This window comes from Microcoleus sp. CAWBG640 (assembly GCF_020883015.1).
GTDB classification, from domain to species: domain Bacteria; phylum Cyanobacteriota; class Cyanobacteriia; order Cyanobacteriales; family Microcoleaceae; genus Microcoleus; species Microcoleus anatoxicus.
In genome coordinates this window covers 39,544-55,787 of record NZ_JAHRFC010000015.1, presented here as the reverse complement: position 1 = coordinate 55,787, position 16,244 = coordinate 39,544, and the positions used below count along the sequence as shown (strand labels likewise).

The 16,244-nt window shown below is 46.2% G+C and carries 16 protein-coding genes; 5 read left to right on the top strand and 11 right to left on the bottom strand.

Going from position 1 to position 16,244, the window contains the following annotated elements; all coding sequences use genetic code 11:
* Positions 1-45: 45 nt before the first annotated feature.
* Entirely contained in the window at positions 46-540 is a 495-nt protein-coding gene (locus AAFP11_RS10440; RefSeq protein ID WP_341736996.1) for a thioesterase family protein, read from the bottom strand.
* A 250-nt stretch (positions 541-790) separates the two neighbouring features.
* Between AAFP11_RS10440 and AAFP11_RS10435 the strand changes: the two genes are divergently transcribed.
* Positions 791-1,642, top strand: coding sequence for a universal stress protein (locus AAFP11_RS10435; protein ID WP_341736995.1), 852 nt, complete (start codon positions 791-793; stop codon positions 1,640-1,642).
* 112 nt (positions 1,643-1,754) lie between these two features.
* Here the strand turns inward: AAFP11_RS10435 and psbM are convergent, their stop codons facing one another.
* The 8 genes from psbM to AAFP11_RS10395 all read right to left on the bottom strand — a co-directional run bounded on the left by psbM (position 1,755) and on the right by AAFP11_RS10395 (position 11,129).
* Positions 1,755-1,868: a photosystem II reaction center protein PsbM gene (psbM, locus tag AAFP11_RS10430; protein ID WP_015177760.1), complete on the bottom strand. Its 114-nt coding sequence runs from the start codon at positions 1,866-1,868 to the stop codon at positions 1,755-1,757.
* 346 nt (positions 1,869-2,214) lie between these two features.
* Positions 2,215-2,511 carry a 2Fe-2S iron-sulfur cluster-binding protein gene (locus AAFP11_RS10425; protein ID WP_340525874.1) on the bottom strand — a complete coding sequence of 99 codons (297 nt, stop codon included), beginning with the start codon at positions 2,509-2,511 and terminating at the stop codon, positions 2,215-2,217.
* Positions 2,512-2,626: 115 nt separating this feature from the next.
* A complete protein-coding gene (locus tag AAFP11_RS10420; protein ID WP_341736994.1) occupies positions 2,627-4,483 on the bottom strand; it encodes a TolC family protein in 1,857 nt (618 codons plus the stop codon).
* 182 nt (positions 4,484-4,665) lie between these two features.
* Positions 4,666-6,252, bottom strand: a complete 1,587-nt coding sequence (locus tag AAFP11_RS10415) for a DUF512 domain-containing protein (protein ID WP_341736993.1) — start codon at positions 6,250-6,252, stop codon at positions 4,666-4,668.
* A gap of 182 nt (positions 6,253-6,434) precedes the next feature.
* Positions 6,435-8,993: a sigma 54-interacting transcriptional regulator gene (locus AAFP11_RS10410; RefSeq protein WP_341736992.1), complete on the bottom strand. Its 2,559-nt coding sequence runs from the start codon at positions 8,991-8,993 to the stop codon at positions 6,435-6,437.
* A 101-nt stretch (positions 8,994-9,094) separates the two neighbouring features.
* Positions 9,095-9,784, bottom strand: coding sequence for a type II CAAX endopeptidase family protein (locus AAFP11_RS10405; RefSeq protein ID WP_341736991.1), 690 nt, complete (start codon positions 9,782-9,784; stop codon positions 9,095-9,097).
* A gap of 149 nt (positions 9,785-9,933) precedes the next feature.
* Positions 9,934-10,845, bottom strand: coding sequence for an undecaprenyl-diphosphate phosphatase (locus AAFP11_RS10400; RefSeq protein WP_341736990.1), 912 nt, complete (start codon positions 10,843-10,845; stop codon positions 9,934-9,936).
* A 101-nt stretch (positions 10,846-10,946) separates the two neighbouring features.
* The gene (locus AAFP11_RS10395) at positions 10,947-11,129 is read right to left on the bottom strand and encodes a hypothetical protein (protein ID WP_341736989.1); all 183 of its coding nucleotides are present in this window, start codon (positions 11,127-11,129) and stop codon (positions 10,947-10,949) included.
* Positions 11,130-11,165: 36 nt separating this feature from the next.
* Between AAFP11_RS10395 and AAFP11_RS10390 the strand changes: the two genes are divergently transcribed.
* Positions 11,166-11,777, top strand: a complete 612-nt coding sequence (locus tag AAFP11_RS10390; RefSeq protein ID WP_341736988.1) for a thylakoid membrane photosystem I accumulation factor — start codon at positions 11,166-11,168, stop codon at positions 11,775-11,777.
* 102 nt (positions 11,778-11,879) lie between these two features.
* Positions 11,880-12,941 (top strand): mannose-1-phosphate guanylyltransferase, encoded by a 1,062-nt coding sequence (locus AAFP11_RS10385; protein ID WP_341736987.1) that lies wholly within the window; start codon positions 11,880-11,882, stop codon positions 12,939-12,941.
* Between the two features lie 332 nt (positions 12,942-13,273).
* Here the strand turns inward: AAFP11_RS10385 and AAFP11_RS10380 are convergent, their stop codons facing one another.
* A complete protein-coding gene (locus AAFP11_RS10380) occupies positions 13,274-15,184 on the bottom strand; it encodes a hypothetical protein (RefSeq protein ID WP_341736986.1) in 1,911 nt (636 codons plus the stop codon).
* Between the two features lie 128 nt (positions 15,185-15,312).
* Here AAFP11_RS10380 and AAFP11_RS10375 point away from each other — a divergent pair, with 128 nt between their 5' ends.
* Positions 15,313-15,543 (top strand): hypothetical protein, encoded by a 231-nt coding sequence (locus tag AAFP11_RS10375; protein ID WP_341736985.1) that lies wholly within the window; start codon positions 15,313-15,315, stop codon positions 15,541-15,543.
* Between the two features lie 47 nt (positions 15,544-15,590).
* A complete protein-coding gene (locus tag AAFP11_RS10370; protein ID WP_340518794.1) occupies positions 15,591-15,818 on the top strand; it encodes a hypothetical protein in 228 nt (75 codons plus the stop codon).
* A 135-nt stretch (positions 15,819-15,953) separates the two neighbouring features.
* Here AAFP11_RS10370 and AAFP11_RS10365 read toward each other — a convergent pair whose 3' ends face one another.
* Positions 15,954-16,172, bottom strand: coding sequence for a hypothetical protein (locus AAFP11_RS10365; RefSeq protein ID WP_340518771.1), 219 nt, complete (start codon positions 16,170-16,172; stop codon positions 15,954-15,956).
* Positions 16,173-16,244: the final 72 nt, after the last annotated feature.

Genomic DNA, 16,244 nt, shown 5'->3' with positions numbered 1-16,244 from the left:
TGGTTCCTTGTTCCTTATTCCTTCGGCTATCACAGCAGTTTCGGATCAAGGTTTAATAGAAAGTCTTGCAAAAGCATCCTTCAGCAGGGGTGGTAATTGGCGAATAATTTTACCCTTCTCGCCATCTACCGCCACCAAAGTTACCTGGGCTGTCGCATACAATTCCTCGCCGTCAGCCGATCGAATTTCGTAGTCCCAAAGCAGCCGGACACCTTCACTAGCAGACATCCGCGTTTTGATGGCCACAGCTTGTCCCATCTGTGGGGCGCGGTGGTAGCGCAAGGAAAGTTCCACCACGGGCAATTCTAAGCCCTGGGCCACCCAATCAGCATACTCAATGCCGATCGATCGCAAACTTTCCACACGGGCTTCCTCCATCCAGGTAAGGTAAGTACCATGCCAAACGGCACCGCTGTAGTCGGTATGGTGAGGGTATACTCGCACCAAATATTCAAACCAGCCTCCAGATTCCATCGAAGACAGACTTTGAATAGCGCCCGCAGGTGCGAGTTGAGGTTGAGTTCGATCGTTCTCTAACACTTTACAAATCGTTCCAAAACGCTACATTTCTACAAATCATAAAGCAAACTTCAAGCTTATGCTTGACTTTAGCAAACTAGATTCCTCAACTCCGACTACCCGAAGGCAGAAGTGGCCTATGCTGAAGGCAGAAAGTCAAAATGTTGATATCTGATGTTTTGACTGCATCTGTAACTAACGAGTTCTGCCTTTGGGCGACGAGTTCAACCTCGCACACAAAAATTCAACTTTTTTCCACACGAAAGAAACCATGATAGAAAAAATTTTAGTAGCCGTGGCTGGCCGCGGTCTGTGCGAAGAGATGTTTAATATGTTGATGGACATCCCTTCCTTGCAACAAACCTCTGTCACTGTCTTGCACGTCGTGCCACCTCAAGTAACATCGGACGGAATGGCCGACAAGTTAGAAGAAGGAGGCAAGATCTTAGCACAAGCGGTTCAATCTTTAAAAATAGACCCTAGCAAAGTCAATCCCCGCCTCAAACAAGGAGACCCAAAAACGATTGTTTGCCAAGTGGCTGAAGAAGAACAATCTGACTTGGTAATCATGGGTTCGCGGGGGTTTGGCAGACTGCAATCTATTCTGGAAAATTCGGTCAGTCAGTATGTTTTCCAGCTAACATCCCGGCCGATGCTATTAGTAAAAGACGATATTTACGTCAAAAAAATTAAGCGTGTTATGGTGGCGATCGACAAATCGGAATCCGCCAAACAATCCTTGGACCTGGCCCTATCTTTAGTCAAGGATATTAATGGCGGACAACTAATTTTAGTCCACGTCACTAAAGATTTGACTGGAAAAGCGACGGAAGATGTTACCGCAAGTGCTGAAAAAGACCCCGTATTAGCGCCCGCAGTAGCACTGGCGAAACAAATGGGAGTTAGCTACCGCTGCGTTAGTGCCACAGGCAAGCCTGGGGAAGCAATTTGTAGGTTTACAGATGAACTGAATGCTGACTTATTAGTAATTGGTTCACCGGATCGCCGTCCTAGTGTTGCCAAGTCCTTTGTCGATCTCGATCGACTCCTAGGAAACTCTCTTTCCGACTACGTGCGAGTCTATGCTAATTGTCCCGTATTGCTAGCCCGGACGACAGGCTAAATTCAAAATCCCCAATCTAAAATCGGTATGAACCATTAAAAAAGCGCCAAAGCAAAAAGCTATGGGCGCTTTTTTTGCCATGCACAAAACCAGACAAAAATAGCAGAAATTACTAATCTTTTCTGCCTTGACGGCTAGCTGTTTGAATGTACAGAATGATTAGAAAAACACTGGGAACCAGTACAAACAGAATGGTTGCCACAAACCCTAGATCGTTAACTTCCATGAAGACGCCAGCCTCTATCTAAAAAGTATGAAAATACACACAACTAGGATACCACTCATACCAGTTTTTTATGAGGCTGCATAGAATCTGATCCCCCCTAACCCCCCTTAATAAGGGGGGAACAAGATTCTGCTCAAAGTCCCCCTTCCCCCCTTGGGGGGGGGCTAGGGGGGGGTGGGGATGCGAGGGGGATCGAGATATATGCAACTTCACATTAAATTGGTATCAAAGGTAGAAGGCAGAGAATTGGAAAGTAAGAGGGGGGTAGGCACAGAAAGGCACTACCCCTACCTTATCCCTGTTTTTCGGAGAATGAAACAGCCGTGGGCCCAAGGCCCAGTGGCAGTTATGGCTTGGTCTTGACACTCACTGGGCCATTAACCAAAGCTTGACAAGCCAACCGATAGTTATCGGGCTTTTTCTTGAGCTTGCGGTTCTCAAAGTCAGTGCGGGGGGAAAGATTTTCACTACCTTCGACAATTTCCACGATGCAAGTGCCACATTGACCGTAGCCTCCGCAATTCATCATCTTTCCCGAAAAAGTGTACAAATCGATGCGGTTTTCTAGAGCTTTGAACCTTAAATTGGCTCCGTCTGCTGCGATGACTTCCTGATTTTCCTTCACAAACTTGATATTGCCCATTACCGATTCCTTAACGCAGTGACTTGGTTCTCTATTACAAAATATTAACTATTGTATCGGACATTTAATGCCCGATCGCCTATTTTTCCGATCGTCCAAGGAAAATGCCCCCAGCTCAAGGAGTTCTGGAGAGATTGTTACCGGGAAGATTGCTCACCGCCCGCTGGAGAGAAGAAAGCGAGCGGTTGTAGCCAATAATTGCCAAAAGTCGGTTTCTTTCAGCCCTAGTCAAATCCGTTTCCGCCTGAATCACATCCGTCTGAGTACCGACACCAGCTTGAAAGCGCAGTCTGGCCAAACGCAGGGCTTCCCTCGACTGCAAAACCCCAGCCTCAGAAGTTTCGATATTCTCAAAACTAGACTCCAAGCCAAAATAAGCTTGTTCCACTTCCCGGCGCACCTGGTTGCGGGTTTGATCGAATCTACTTTCGGCGATCGCAATATCAGCATCGCGCTGTTTCACCCTCGCCTTGGCTGCGCCCCCGTCAAAGATACTCCAAGTCAGACTTGCCTGGATGGCATAACCGTCCGCCCAGCCGTGAGCGGCAAAGGGATTAGGGTTCTCAGAGTTTTGCCCCTGCACGTTGTAACTGCCCGAAACATTCAGTTGAGGCAAACGCCCGGCCAAAATCGATCGACGCTGCTGCTTGCTCAGATCCCTCTGTACCAACTGCTGTTCCAACTCAGCACGATTTTTAAAAGCCTGCACGATACTTTCTTCTAAAGACAGCCTCCAAGAACCCGCTTGCTCCACCGGGTCTGCCGCCGTCAAGTTCGAGGACTGACTGATATTTAACAGCTCAGACAACTGACGCTGGCGGATGCGCTGATCGCGGCGGGCATTGGCTAGCTGCTGCTGTTCGTTGGCCAAATTGGCCTGGGCCTGCAACACGGCAAAGCGAGTTCCTACTCCTGCCCGTTCCAGGGCTTCGGCATCCCGCAAACTTTGTTGAGCATTTCTCACCGATGCTTGGCGAATGGCCACTTGTCCGTCTGCATCTTGCAGGTTGTAGTAAGCATCAGTCACATCAAAGCGAAGTTGTTCGGCTTGGCGTTCCACTTCCAGTTCTCGCAAGCGCAACTGTTCCTGGGCCGCGCGGATGTTAGCACTCCGGCGGCCGAACAAATCAACGTCGTAGCTTAACTGCAAAGTGCTGTTGAGACTGTTACTGGCGAAATTTGGCGTGGCTTGGGCGGCCGGCCGTCCGGTTTGGTTTGCTTGAAAGTTGTTGATTCGCTGCTGACTCCGCACTTGGATTTCTCCACCGGCGCTCAAAGAGCGGGTCGCGTTCATTTGAAAATTGAGGTCTGGATATAAAGCTGCTTGTTGTTCCCGCACGGCTGCTTGAGTTTGTTGTAATTGCAGTTGAGAAATTTGCAGAGTTTGGCTGTTGCGACGGGCGAGGTCCACTGCTTGTTGCAAGCTAATGGACTGAGTTTCTTCAATCCTGACATCAAGAGGTTGAGTTGGAAACAACAGCGGATTGGGGTTGGGTTCCAGGGTTCTGGGAGGCTGGGTTTGTAATATGCCTTTGGGAGTTGGAGGGGGGAAACTTTCGCCCGGAGTATTGCTTGGTGGTGGTGTCAGGGAACTCGGCACTGGAATGATGTTCGGGTTTTGGGGGGAAGGTACACCCTGGGCGATCGCAGTTGGTGCTGGTGTGGCACTTTCGACTCCAACTACTGGTGGAGTTTGGTCAGCATTTTGGGAATTAGAGCCTAGTGGCTGGGGATTAGCTGTCGGGGAGTTTTCCAGAGACTGATTTGAGGGGGAAAGGGCGATCGACTCTAATGGTTGTTCTGGGGTTGTTTGCGATTCTAATTTAAGATTCTCTCCCACAGGTAGCTGATTACTTTGGGCCGAATTCTCCGGGGACTGAGCCGCAGACTGTGCAGCAGCACTGTGTCCCACATTGCCGAAAGTAATTGCAGCACCTACTCCTACTACCACGATTTGACGAAAAACACGCATAAATTTTAAATTATTCTGCAATTCCAGAGACAATTTTTAAGCAAGACAGAGGTCTCTAATTTCAGTTTAAACTCAGAAGTCCCAGCTTAGAATAAGTGCCGAGGTGAGTACCTGCAAATTTCCCGATCGGCAAAACTGCTCTCACCATATCTCCATTCTGAAACTCAAAAAAGGTGTTACACCTATTTTGTCTGTTGATTAGTTGATCGCACCTCAGCATTCACCAGACCGATCGCCACTGAGATTAGTTCCTCAACTCCTGTAACGGGGAAAATCTCCGTTTTCAGGATGCTAGCAAGCTCTAAGACGGTCATGTCATCCAAAAAACGCGGTTCCCCTTGTTTTAGCATCACCGAGGGCAGTAGGATGCCATCTCCCAGGTCTTTTCCCTGCAAAGCTGCGAGCAAGTCTTGGCCTGTCAGCAAACCTGTGACAGTAATTTTTTGCCCCCAATAGTCGCTACACAATGCTACCATCTTAACTTCCAAGCCGGGAATTTGATTGAGCTGATGCGCGATCGGCTCAAAAGCTTTTTCCACAGCATTTCCCACTACCCAAATCAATTTTCGCGCCGAATTAACTTGCAGCGGTTGCAGTTTAGCGAAAGCAGTTTCAAACTGTTGGATAAATTGGCGGATGGAACCGACACCATTACCAATTTGGGGATAATCTGCATAGTCAGAGGCGATCGGCAAATCCAAACCTGCAATTAAAAACCATTCATCAGCCAGCCAAATACAGCGGGATTTTGCATTCTGCTTTTTCGCCCTTGCTAAGGAAGAACTTAAATCTTCTCCCCCCCTTGCTAAGGAAGAACTTAAATCTTCTCCCCCCCTTGCTAAGGAAGAACTTAAATCTTCTCCCCCCCTTGCTAAGGAAGAACTTAAATCTTCTCCCCCCCTTAGCAAGGGGGGGTTGGGGGGGGTGAATTTTGCCTTCAGCTTTTTCGCCGTTGTGCCTTTTTTACCTTGACTCAAAACAGCTTGAATTTTCTGCACTTGCGCGATTACTTCTCGCGCTTTTTCTGGTGTGACAGCGATTAGTTCATCTTCCGCTGGACGAAAGCGAGTTAAACCCACAGGCACCACAGCCACCGATGCAACCGTGGGGATATTTCCCCTATGAAACTTTGCCAAATCTAACAAAGTGCGTTCTAAATGTTCACCGTCATTAATGCCCGGACAAACAACAACTTGAGCGTGAATTTGTAGGCGACGTTCTTGAAACCATTTGATTTGTTCTAAAATTTTCCCAGCCCGGAGATTTTTCAGCAACCGAATTCGCACTTCCGGTTCCGTAGCGTGTACGGAAACATAGAGAGGAGAAAGTCGCATTTGTTCGATTCTGTCCCACTCTTTTTGAGTAAGATTTGTGAGAGTGAGATAGCTACCATAGAGAAAACTTAATCGATAGTCATCATCCTTGAGATAGAGAGTTTCGCGCTTTCCCGGTGGCTGTTGATCGATGAAGCAGAAAGGACAGCGATTATTGCACTGAATTAGCCCGTCAAAAAGGGCTGTCTCAAATTCTAAACCTAAATCTTCGTCGTAATCTTTTTCGATTTCTAATTTGTGGAGTTTGCCTTTAGTGTCTAATACTTCTAGTTCGAGAAATTCATCGGCGCACAGAAATTGATAGTCGATTAAATCGCGGGGTTTTTCACCGTTGATGGCAAGGATTGAGTCACCGACATCAAATCCAATTTCCGCAGCGATGCTGTCGGGGATGACTTTGGTAATTAGGGCTGGCTTTGTTGATAATTCGCTCATAATTTTGCACGGGCTGGTTCAAGTTTGATAAATTATTTTTGAATTTATTTTTTTATTTTTTATTCTCAAATTTATCACAATTTAACTATTTTGTCAACCGCGCCATGCGGGAAAAAAATAGCCCTTAGTGAAGCGCGATCGACTGAAAATAGGCCAGCTTTCATCGTCGGCTATAAATTATTTTAGTTTCCCACGATCGCATACCACAAACTTACCATCAGACACAAACTAGCTAAATGCTGTGGCATCAAAGATTTAAGGGAGCGCTTGGCAATTTTTTGAGTCACAAATATCGTTACTAACAATCCTACAATTAAAGTTAAGCCTTGCAAGAAACTAATCACCGCCGGATCGCCGACAAAACTCGGTAAATCGTCTCTAATTTGTCCGAAAGTGGCAAAAGTGACGGGAATCACTCGGCCGCCTTCCTGCAAACCCAATCGCCAATAGTGAGCCAAACTCCCGCCCCAGACTAGGGGTAAATAACCGTAAGCGAGGGAGACAAATGAAAGAGGTTTATAGGTGGTAAATGGCATGGTTTCTGCTTTTCCCAATTGATAAATTGCCTGCATGACTGCATAGGCACCAAGGGGAATTAGGGGCGGAATAATTAACAGCGCGATCGAAATTCCTAAATGAGGGATAAATTGGTCTAAATTGATGCCTAGTCCTAATAAATCATTGATTTCAGGTAAGCGATGGAGATAGATGCCGCCTAATAATAGAAATAAGAGGGCGACTTCATAACTGTGGGGAACATGGGTAGTCCATAATTCGATGCCGGGGGGGCGCAGATTTAATTCTACCGATCGATGGGGGCAGGCTTTTAAGCAAGTCATGCACAAGACGCAATCTTTATTATCAGTTAATTGGGCGGGATGGGAATAAATCGGACATCCATTAGTGGTTAATCCTTCTCCCAAGCCAGGCCCGCCTTTATAACACTGGTAGGTAGTACATTCAGCGGCACAGGTTCCTTGTTGGGCGCGGAGTTCGATAATTGAGAGTTTAGCAAATAAGCCATTCATTCCCCCGATTGGGCATAAATAACGACACCACAATCGTCGCTCGAAGATTAGGGAAAAAATTACTGCTCCGGCGGTGATAAGTAACAATAAACAACTGGATAAATAGGCGGTGTTTTCTAAATCCCACAACTCTTCCCACAGAAATATGAGGGTAAATAGTCCGAAGAGAAACCAACCACCCCATTTTTCAGCTTGTTGCCGCGGCCATTTATGGAGAGTTCGAGGGAAAATTTTCAGCGAGAGTTTTTGGACGATTTCTCCATAAATCATAAACGGGCAAAAAGCGCACCACAACCGCCCAATCAGGGGAAATAATAATAAAATTAAGGGCCACCACCACGCCCAAAAAATATTGAGGGCAAAATTATGTTGTCTATCTTGGGGGGCGACAAACAGGATGATTACCACCAATGCAAATATCCAACTGGTAAACCAGTAATTCACGCGATCGGGATACCAATCGCTCCGTAAAAACTGCCGAAATTTAGGATAGATATTTAATAAATTCAGCCGAAACTTTTGTTTCTTAGTTGCTTGGGCCCAAAACACTTCTTCTGTTAATACCTGATTTCCCTGTGCTTGAACTAAAGCGCGATCGACCATTCCTTCTAATTCCCGCAAGTTCCCTGGAAAGTCGTAGGCTTGCAAACGGCGAATAGCTTCCGGCGTGACTTGGGGCTTTTCTAATTTCTTTTGGCGACAAAGGAGGTTGAGATAATAGTTAACCTGTGCCTCTAAATCTGCTTTCCTGACCCGCAATGAGGGTACTTTAATCTTATGGTATGTCAGTTTATCGAGCTGGGGTTGAACGCTTTCTGAAATTAAAATTATCCGAGCATTACTAGAACGGGGTGGCGGTGGTATTTGTCCTTCTTTTACTGCTAGTGTATAGGTTCCATTAGTTAATAATTGCTGAATTTGAGGGCATAATTGCTCTGGTAATTCTTGGACATCATTTAAAATTAATGTCCCTTCACCCAACCATTCCAAGAGTCCCGGTTTACCGCCCAAACGCCCGAATAATTCGGCTCCATTTGTCTGAAGCAAGGCACTTTTTAGCTGAATCACTGGCTCGCTGCGGCGATGAGAACCGAAATGAATTAAAGCTGCTAAATTATCTTTTTCTAACCCCGGTTCGCCAGAGATTAATACGGCTCGATCGTCGCTAGATGCTGCGCGAATTTGTTGGCGCAATTTCACCGCATAACGGCTATTCCCAATTACTCCCCGTTTCGCCCTGGGTACTAGATAGCTGCGGAGAGCATTTTGACGCTCTCTCTCGTAGGCGATTTCTGTTTCTAGCTGCTCTAATTTCGTCGCTAAACGTTGGGTATAGGCTTCGGTGATGGGTGGATATGTTGCGAGCAAACTGCGCCAGCGATCGGCATTAATTACCAAAAATTGACATTCTGTCCTAGCGACAATTCGACTATCTGCTGGTTGTGAACGTTGGAGGGCAGATAAATTGACGATCGCCCCTGGTAATAAACTACTAGCCCACATCAAGCCCGGTTGTTTGCGGCGGTATCGATCGACCTGTCCTCGCTTTAGGATATAAAGATTTGTGACAGGCGTGTCTTCGAGTACCACTCGAAATCCAGGCCCAAAGGTTGCCAGTTGTATTTCACTAGCGATCGCCTGTAAAATCTCGCGGGATAATATGCCTAATTCGGTGTTGGATTCTAGCCAGTTAATTAATGTTTCGGTAGACATCGCTTAGCATCGGCGAAAGCCGAATGGTGATAGCTTGCTGTCGGATCTATCATAGCTTGTAGAAGTCCTCACGGCGGATCGCCCTCCTCTCAAACGGCACATTAGCCAAAAATTGTTTTCCAAGCAATAATTGACAGGGCTAAATCAGCGATCGCGTGACTGATGTAACTAGCCCAAAGCGAACGATAGGTGAGATAACACCACGACCAAATTACCCCAGCTAGGAATACTGCTAAGGAGCCTAACATCACTCCTTGCCACTGCGTATAAGCTGCTAAAACAATGATATGATGAAGAGTAAAAAACATAGCACTCAGAAATATAGCTCCGGTTCCAGGTATGAGAATCTCACACTTTTTGTAGACAAACCAGCGCCAAATAAATTCTTCAATCAATGAGTTGATTAGTACAAAATAGCCTTGGACTATTAAAAACAATATAGGATTGACAGGCCCCATTTGTTGCACCTTGGTTTTGGCATCAGCCACATCGATCCACTGTTGACCGAACAGCCAGTAAGTACCCATAATTATCCCGAACATTAATAGTCCCAAAACTATGCCTACTAACAATTCTTGATATTTTGGTCTGGATAAATGCAGTTGGTAGCGATCGCGCAAAACAGACCAGGCTATTGGTAAAAATAGTAGCCAAAGTCCGCCCAATACTGAAACTATAGTGCCGACTATTCCGGGAGCAATAAATAAGGACATTGCTACACCAATGCTAGCAGCAGGAACTACCAGAATCAGAGCTAATTTTGCATTTTGGCGATCGCTATGTTCGACCATGATATTGACTCCCGTAAAAATTCTATAATTATTAGGCGTTATAGATGCTTATTCTACCGATTTGGGAGCGACCAAATAGCCTGTTACCACATGATGAAACAGGCTTTATTGCCTGTTCTCATATTGTGAAACAGGCCGGAAAGTAGGTTCTATAATAATGAGGGATCTTTCAATGCACCGCCAGCAAGGGCAGTTAAAATCGCCACACCAAAGGCCAGCCGATACCAGACAAAAATCCAGGTATTCTGAGTTTGCAGAAATTTCATCAACCAGGCGATGGAAATATAGGAAAATATAAAGGCTGAAATTGTTCCCACTATCAAAGCGACAACAGCACCTTCACCTACCCCTTCACCCAAAGCACTTTTCAACTCAACTAAACCAGCCAGAGTAATTGCCGGAATTCCTAACAAGAAAGAAAACCTTGCCGCCGCCGCTCTTTCTAATCCTATGAACAATCCTGCTGTGAGGGTAGAACCCGATCGCGAAACACCCGGAATTATTGCCATTGCTTGAGCTAATCCCATGATGATACCATCTTTGACTTCTAATTTTTCGTAATCCCGTTGACGCTTGCCTGTTTTTTCGGCTATTGCTAATAGTGAGGACATGACGATGGAAGCAATGGCGATCGCCCCCAAACTCCGCAGTGGCGAATTGTCAAAATCTTTAACAAATATCTTGATTAACAGTCCAAAAAAGATAATCGGTATAGTACCCAAACCAATTCCCAGGGCCATCCGAAACTCTTGGGAATCATAGTCAGAGCGTCTAATAGCTTTAAATGCACCAATAGTTATAGTTGTCAAGTCTTTCCAAAAATACAATAGCACTGCCACAATGCTGCCCAATTGAATTACACCAACATAAGCAACACCGGGATCGCGGCCCCAAAGAGCCACTGGAACTACCTTCAAATGAGCGCTGCTGCTGATGGGCAAAAATTCGGTTAATCCTTGGACAATTCCTAAAACAATCGCCTCAAACACACTAATTGGATCAGGTCCAGCCACATTAGCAGCCGGCGTTTGAGCGAGAATTACGTCAAGTAAAGCAATCATTTGTTGTCAATTCCTAATTGTCAGTTTTTATGTCAACTACCCAGCATCAACCTTCCAACATCTAAAGATTGTCGGTTTTGGTCAGGGGTGGATGTCTTCACTCACGCGCATTCCTCCCGACGCTCACCTCGATCGGTAGAGGGCGAGACTCCTGCTGTCTTGTTGAGCTGAATCTTAGTGCCGATCGCAACTAAAAACATCTTAAAATAGGTAGTCAAAAACCAATTTAACCTACTGACCAGCATTTGCCGACATTTGCTGATAAAATTAATCGTGTTTTGCACACTTTTTCGCCACCTTACAGCAACTGCCAACAAACTATGATATTTTCCAACTACCAAAATTTAATTGCTACTATTGCTTCTGGCAAAGGCTGGCGGCGGCGAATCTTATCTGCTAGTGTTTTAACTTTGGCGATCGCCCTTAGCTTCATCCTGTTTATCAGCCCAGCACCAGCCTACGCAACTCTCACAGACGATCGCTTCGACGGTACAATTTTTGCCCTCTATGGCGGCAACGGTTCCCTAGTCCCTCCCAAAGTCACGATCAAAGATTCCTTCAAACGCAAAAAACCAGTATTACTGGTATTTTACACTGATGATAGTAGCGACTGCAAGCAATACGCTATAGTTGTCTCAAACCTCCAGGAATTTTACGGTAGAGAAGCCGATTTTATACCTGTATCAATCGATTCTCTGCCTGCCAAATCAGCACCAGAATTAACCAATCCGAGCCATTATTACGAAGGCTTTGTACCTCAAACAGTGATTCTCGACCAATCGGGAAAAATTGTTTTTAATGCGAAAGGACAAGTACCTTTTGAAGAGGTAGATGATGCCTTTAGAAAAGTATTTAATTTGCTGCCTAGAGACAAATCGATCCCGTTAAAACGCCGGATTGTGAACGAACTAAATACTGAGCTATCGAAGTAGTTATTGGTTATTTTAACCCATAACCAATAACCCATAACCCATAACCCTTGCATCCCTCAAGCTATCAAGGCAAAATAGATGTGAACTGTTTAACCTCAAATCATGACCAGAACCTTAATTCCCGTGATTCTCGCCGGCGGTAAAGGCGAACGTTTTTGGCCGCTAAGTCGCAAGCAGCGCCCCAAGCAGTTTTTGAGTCTCGATGGTAGCGGTAAGAGTTTGCTGCAAGCTACTGCTGAAAGATTATTAACATTAGGTAACGGCTGGGAAGATTTGTGGGTAGTAACGTCAGAAATGTTGGCTGAGGGTGTGCGAGAACAGTTGCCGCTGCTACCTCCTGAGAATTTGCTGGCGGAACCGGAGGGGAGGGATACTGCGCCAGCCGTGGCTTGGACGGCTATAGAAACGGCTAAGCGTTACGGTGAGGATGCGGTTGTCGGGTTTTTCCCCGCGGATCACTGGATTGGGGAACCGGAGGAGTTTGAGAAGACTTTGGCCGCGGCGGCGGATTTGGCGAAAAATCAGGATGCGATCGCCACTTTGGGAGTCAAACCGAGTTATGCTTCCACTGGCTACGGCTACATCGAACAAGGGGAGGAAATCGGCAGTTTTGGGGGTTTTCCCGCCTATCGCGTCGCCCGGTTTACCGAAAAGCCCGATCGCGCCACCGCTGAGGAATTTGTAGCCAGTGGCAAATTTAGTTGGAATGGCGGAATTTTTGTGTTTCGAGTTGGCACTGTCTTGACAGAATTGCGCAATTATGTACCAGAAATGATGGCTGCTTTGGAGGCAAAAGGGGCCCAGGCTTACTCAGAATTGCCGAAAATTAGCATTGATTATGCGCTGATGGAAAAGACGCAAAAAGCCTGTGTTTTGCCTGTAGGATTTAGTTGGGACGATTTGGGAGATTGGAATGCGATCGCCCGTTTGCTACAAGGAGACAAGCCGAATGTCGAATTAGCAAAACACGTCGGCATTGATACCAAAGGAGGCATTTTCTATGCAGCGGATGAGAATGAAGTCATTGTCACCATTGGTTTAGAAGATGTGGTAGTTGTCAGAGATGGCAATGTGACTTTGATTGTGAAAAAAGATAGAACCCAGGAGATTAAACAGGTAATCAAAGTATTGGGAGAAGATGAGAAATTGCAAGATTTATTGTAAGTAACTGAGGACACGGAATTGCCGTGTCTCTATCCCAAAACGATCGCGAATTATATCGTTTCCCGTTGCATCGGAATGGTTTAACCACAGAGAACGCAGAGAACACAGAGGGAGATGGGGGACTGGACAAAGATGGTTGGGTTATAGCTTATTGAGCAGTAACAATAAAGGGGATCGAGCAAGATATTTAGATATCATTCTCAAATTTTAGCTTTCCTAAAATTTGAGAATGATATCCCCCCAGGGAGGGGAGAAATTAGCCACTAAAATCAAAAAGGGGGTGAGTCACCCGAAGTTGGGATGAAACACCCCTACAGTCACCAGAATTGATGTTAAGCCTTAGCCTCAACCCAAACTGTTAGCCCTTCAACCCTCAAACCTTTGCCGCGACTGCCGCAATATTGACCGTTAGAAGCAGTGGGAGTATCGCCGATATTCTGAATGTGAGCAGTGTAAAGTACGTTGTATTTATCAGCCTCGGCCCCCGTTAGCCGCACCGCAAATCCTTCAATCCGCTTAGCTTTTCCCCGGAATCCTGCTAACTCTCCTTCTTCGATCCAAGCGGTATCGCCAACACCTTCGACGTGGGCCATGTACTGCAATTTGAGACCGGCGACGGGAGGGTCTATTTTAATCTGAAACCCTTCGACGCGACGCTTTTGAGCGCGAGTGCCGGCATATTCTCGATCGCTAAAAGTGCGATCGCCAATTCCTTGAATATGTGTTAACACTTTTAAGCTGACTGGTTGGGCTGGTTGAGCCTTGGCTGATGGCACAACCCAAACTGTGATACCTTCTACTCTCAAAGCTTTCCCGCGAGTGCCACAATATTCGCCGTTGGAGGCTACTTTGGTGTCGCCGATATTCTGAATGTGAGCATTGTAAAATATGTCGTATTTACTAGCTTGGTCCCCGCTCAATCGCAGAGCAAATCCTTCAATTCGTTTCCCCTTACCCCGGAAACCTGCTAATTCCTGTTCGCTCACCCAAGGAGTGTCGCCGACACCTTCAACGTGAGCCATATACTCGACTTTTAAGCCGGGAATTGCAGGCTCTAAATTCACTTGAAATCCTTCGACGCGCCGCCCTTGAGCTTTGGTTCCTGCGTATTGTTGAGAACCAAAAGTGCGATCGCCAATTCCCTGAATGTGCACCAAAACTTTTAATCCCACAGCCCCCTCTACGGGCGCTGGTGAAGCCCCTGTCGGTGCCCCAAAGACAATGTTCCCGGAGCCCTTTGTCTGGAGAGATTTAGGCATTTCCATGCTGGGAACAATAATCACCTCGTGCATGGGGGCTGAGGGTGCCGGTGATTCCAAAATTTTGATTTCTGGCACCACTGCAACTTGTTTCGGGGGCGCGACCTTTCCCGACGGGATGACGATGACTTCTGGTAATGGTTCAGCAACTGGTGCTGGTACGGGTTTAACTGTGGCTGGTGGGGCTATTTGAGGGGAGATTTGTGTTTCGGTAACGGTCAATTTGCCTCTGGAAATGGCAACAGCTATTTGTTTACCAAAGGCGGCGCTGACGGTTTCTTCCAGGATGACCCACTGTTCGTCATCTAGTTTATCTTGTTGTTCGACGAGGGTGAGCACTGCCGCCACTGGGTGTTTGCCGCTGACTAAGGATTCTGCATCGGAGTGCAGTTGAGTTGGGGTTGATTCGGCAATGGCGCGCTGAAGCTCGCGGGCTTTACTATGTACTGATTGTAGTGGCCCAAAGTCGCTTTGTTCCCGGTGGGCGATCGCTAATACTCGATCGATCACTGTTAGGGCTTGGGAGCGAATTTCTGCTTTCCCTTCAGAAGCTGCGAGCGTCTGGACTAAGTTTTGAATTTCTTGGAGGGAGGTAATTTCTCCAGATACTAGAGCACTGTTGCTGAGTTCGAGAGCTTGTTTTTGGACGACGGAAAAATTGCGACTGTAACTCACCATTTCTTGCAGCAAGTTTTCTGACGGAGGAAGGCCCGATTGTTGGAGTTGCTTGGCGGAGTGTGCGAGTCGATCGGCCAAACTAGGATAGGTTTCCGATAGTCCGGCAATTTGTTGTAGCAAATCTTTATGAGTTGGTTCCATAGTCTGTCGTAAATATTTAACTTGCTGATTATAGACGTTGAGTGTCCTTGAGAGTGCCACAGATAGAATGCCCAAGCACTTCTGGCTTCGGCGGAACCCAGATTTTTCTTGCCATCCCTCCAGGCTATTGTGATCGAAGTCACATCTAGCTCCACTGCTAGTCACAGTTTACAACTGTTGCAGTCACTGCATGAAAGCCACAATGTCACACAAACTAGACCTTACCCGTCACCGTCAAATCCATGGCTATTGTCGATACTGAAGCTACCCCAATGTTGAAAGCAATAAGTTTTATGGTACTGATTCGCGACCTTGCCCAAGAAGCTATGACCATCGGCTATCTTACTATTGAAGCAGAAAATCTCTTGCGCCGGATGCTAACCACCACAACCTATGAATTAGAAGACTTAAATGCTTTTATGACTTTGCAGCTAGCAACTATGTCGGGAATGGTGAAACAAGAGTCTCGTGAATTGAGAGAATGTCAATACTTTTCTGAAGTCGTCTCTAAGACTTCCAATTAGGAATTAATCGACTGTTTGTACATTGAGAATTAGTAAGGAATCTAGAAATCATGGTGATTCGTGACGTTGTAAAAAAAGCTATTGCGGCTGGATATCTGACCTTGGAAGCCGAAAATGAAATAGCGCACGTTTTCTCGTCAGCGAAATGCGACTTGGAAGATTTGAATGCTTTTATGAGTTTGCAGTTGGCGGCGATGGCTGGCCGTGTGAAGCAACAATCTATGGAATCGATTGACTTGGAAGACAATTCTGAGCTGGGTAAAAAAATTTGGTAATAGGTACACAATATAAGTTCGGTTACGTTGTCGGGGAAAGCGAGCTCGATACAATGTCGCCCGCTTTCACACAATTTGGGTGTCAACTGAAACAGTTGACTTGATGCAATCGAAAAGTTAACTGCTTATCTGTATTCAGTCGATCGAGATTGACTGAGGCCCGTTACTTGACGGATTGGTGGTTTCGCTGGCGGGTGGTGTGTAGGAAGTTGAACCCGCTTGCTCATCGATCCAGCTTTTCACTGGGTCTTCCTGAAGATTAAGTCGTAGCAGGCCCGACACAAATCCGCCCGTAAATGCGATCGGCTGTTGGAACAATTCTTTGACTACCGGGATGAGTTCGTCGAGGAACATTCAAGATTCTCCTTGTGCTACTGGGGTGATACTGTTAATTAATCTTAACTGTTTTTGATAAAAGTTAAATAA

Bases quoted from the DNA above. Each gene is read 5' to 3' on its own strand.
- AAFP11_RS10420 (WP_341736994.1), bottom strand. From the start codon at position 4,483: ATGCGTGTTTTTCGTCAAATCGTGGTAGTAGGAGTAGGTGCTGCAATT.
- AAFP11_RS10435 (WP_341736995.1), top strand. From the start codon at position 791: ATGATAGAAAAAATTTTAGTAGCCGTGGCTGGCCGCGGTCTGTGCGAA.
- AAFP11_RS10415 (WP_341736993.1), bottom strand. From the start codon at position 6,252: ATGAGCGAATTATCAACAAAGCCAGCCCTAATTACCAAAGTCATCCCC.
- AAFP11_RS10425 (WP_340525874.1), bottom strand. From the start codon at position 2,511: ATGGGCAATATCAAGTTTGTGAAGGAAAATCAGGAAGTCATCGCAGCA.
- AAFP11_RS10405 (WP_341736991.1), bottom strand. From the start codon at position 9,784: ATGGTCGAACATAGCGATCGCCAAAATGCAAAATTAGCTCTGATTCTG.
- AAFP11_RS10410 (WP_341736992.1), bottom strand. From the start codon at position 8,993: ATGTCTACCGAAACATTAATTAACTGGCTAGAATCCAACACCGAATTA.
- AAFP11_RS10375 (WP_341736985.1), top strand. From the start codon at position 15,313: ATGGTACTGATTCGCGACCTTGCCCAAGAAGCTATGACCATCGGCTAT.
- AAFP11_RS10365 (WP_340518771.1), bottom strand. From the start codon at position 16,172: ATGTTCCTCGACGAACTCATCCCGGTAGTCAAAGAATTGTTCCAACAG.
- AAFP11_RS10400 (WP_341736990.1), bottom strand. From the start codon at position 10,845: ATGATTGCTTTACTTGACGTAATTCTCGCTCAAACGCCGGCTGCTAAT.
- AAFP11_RS10390 (WP_341736988.1), top strand. From the start codon at position 11,166: ATGATATTTTCCAACTACCAAAATTTAATTGCTACTATTGCTTCTGGC.
- psbM (WP_015177760.1), bottom strand. From the start codon at position 1,868: ATGGAAGTTAACGATCTAGGGTTTGTGGCAACCATTCTGTTTGTACTG.
- AAFP11_RS10385 (WP_341736987.1), top strand. From the start codon at position 11,880: ATGACCAGAACCTTAATTCCCGTGATTCTCGCCGGCGGTAAAGGCGAA.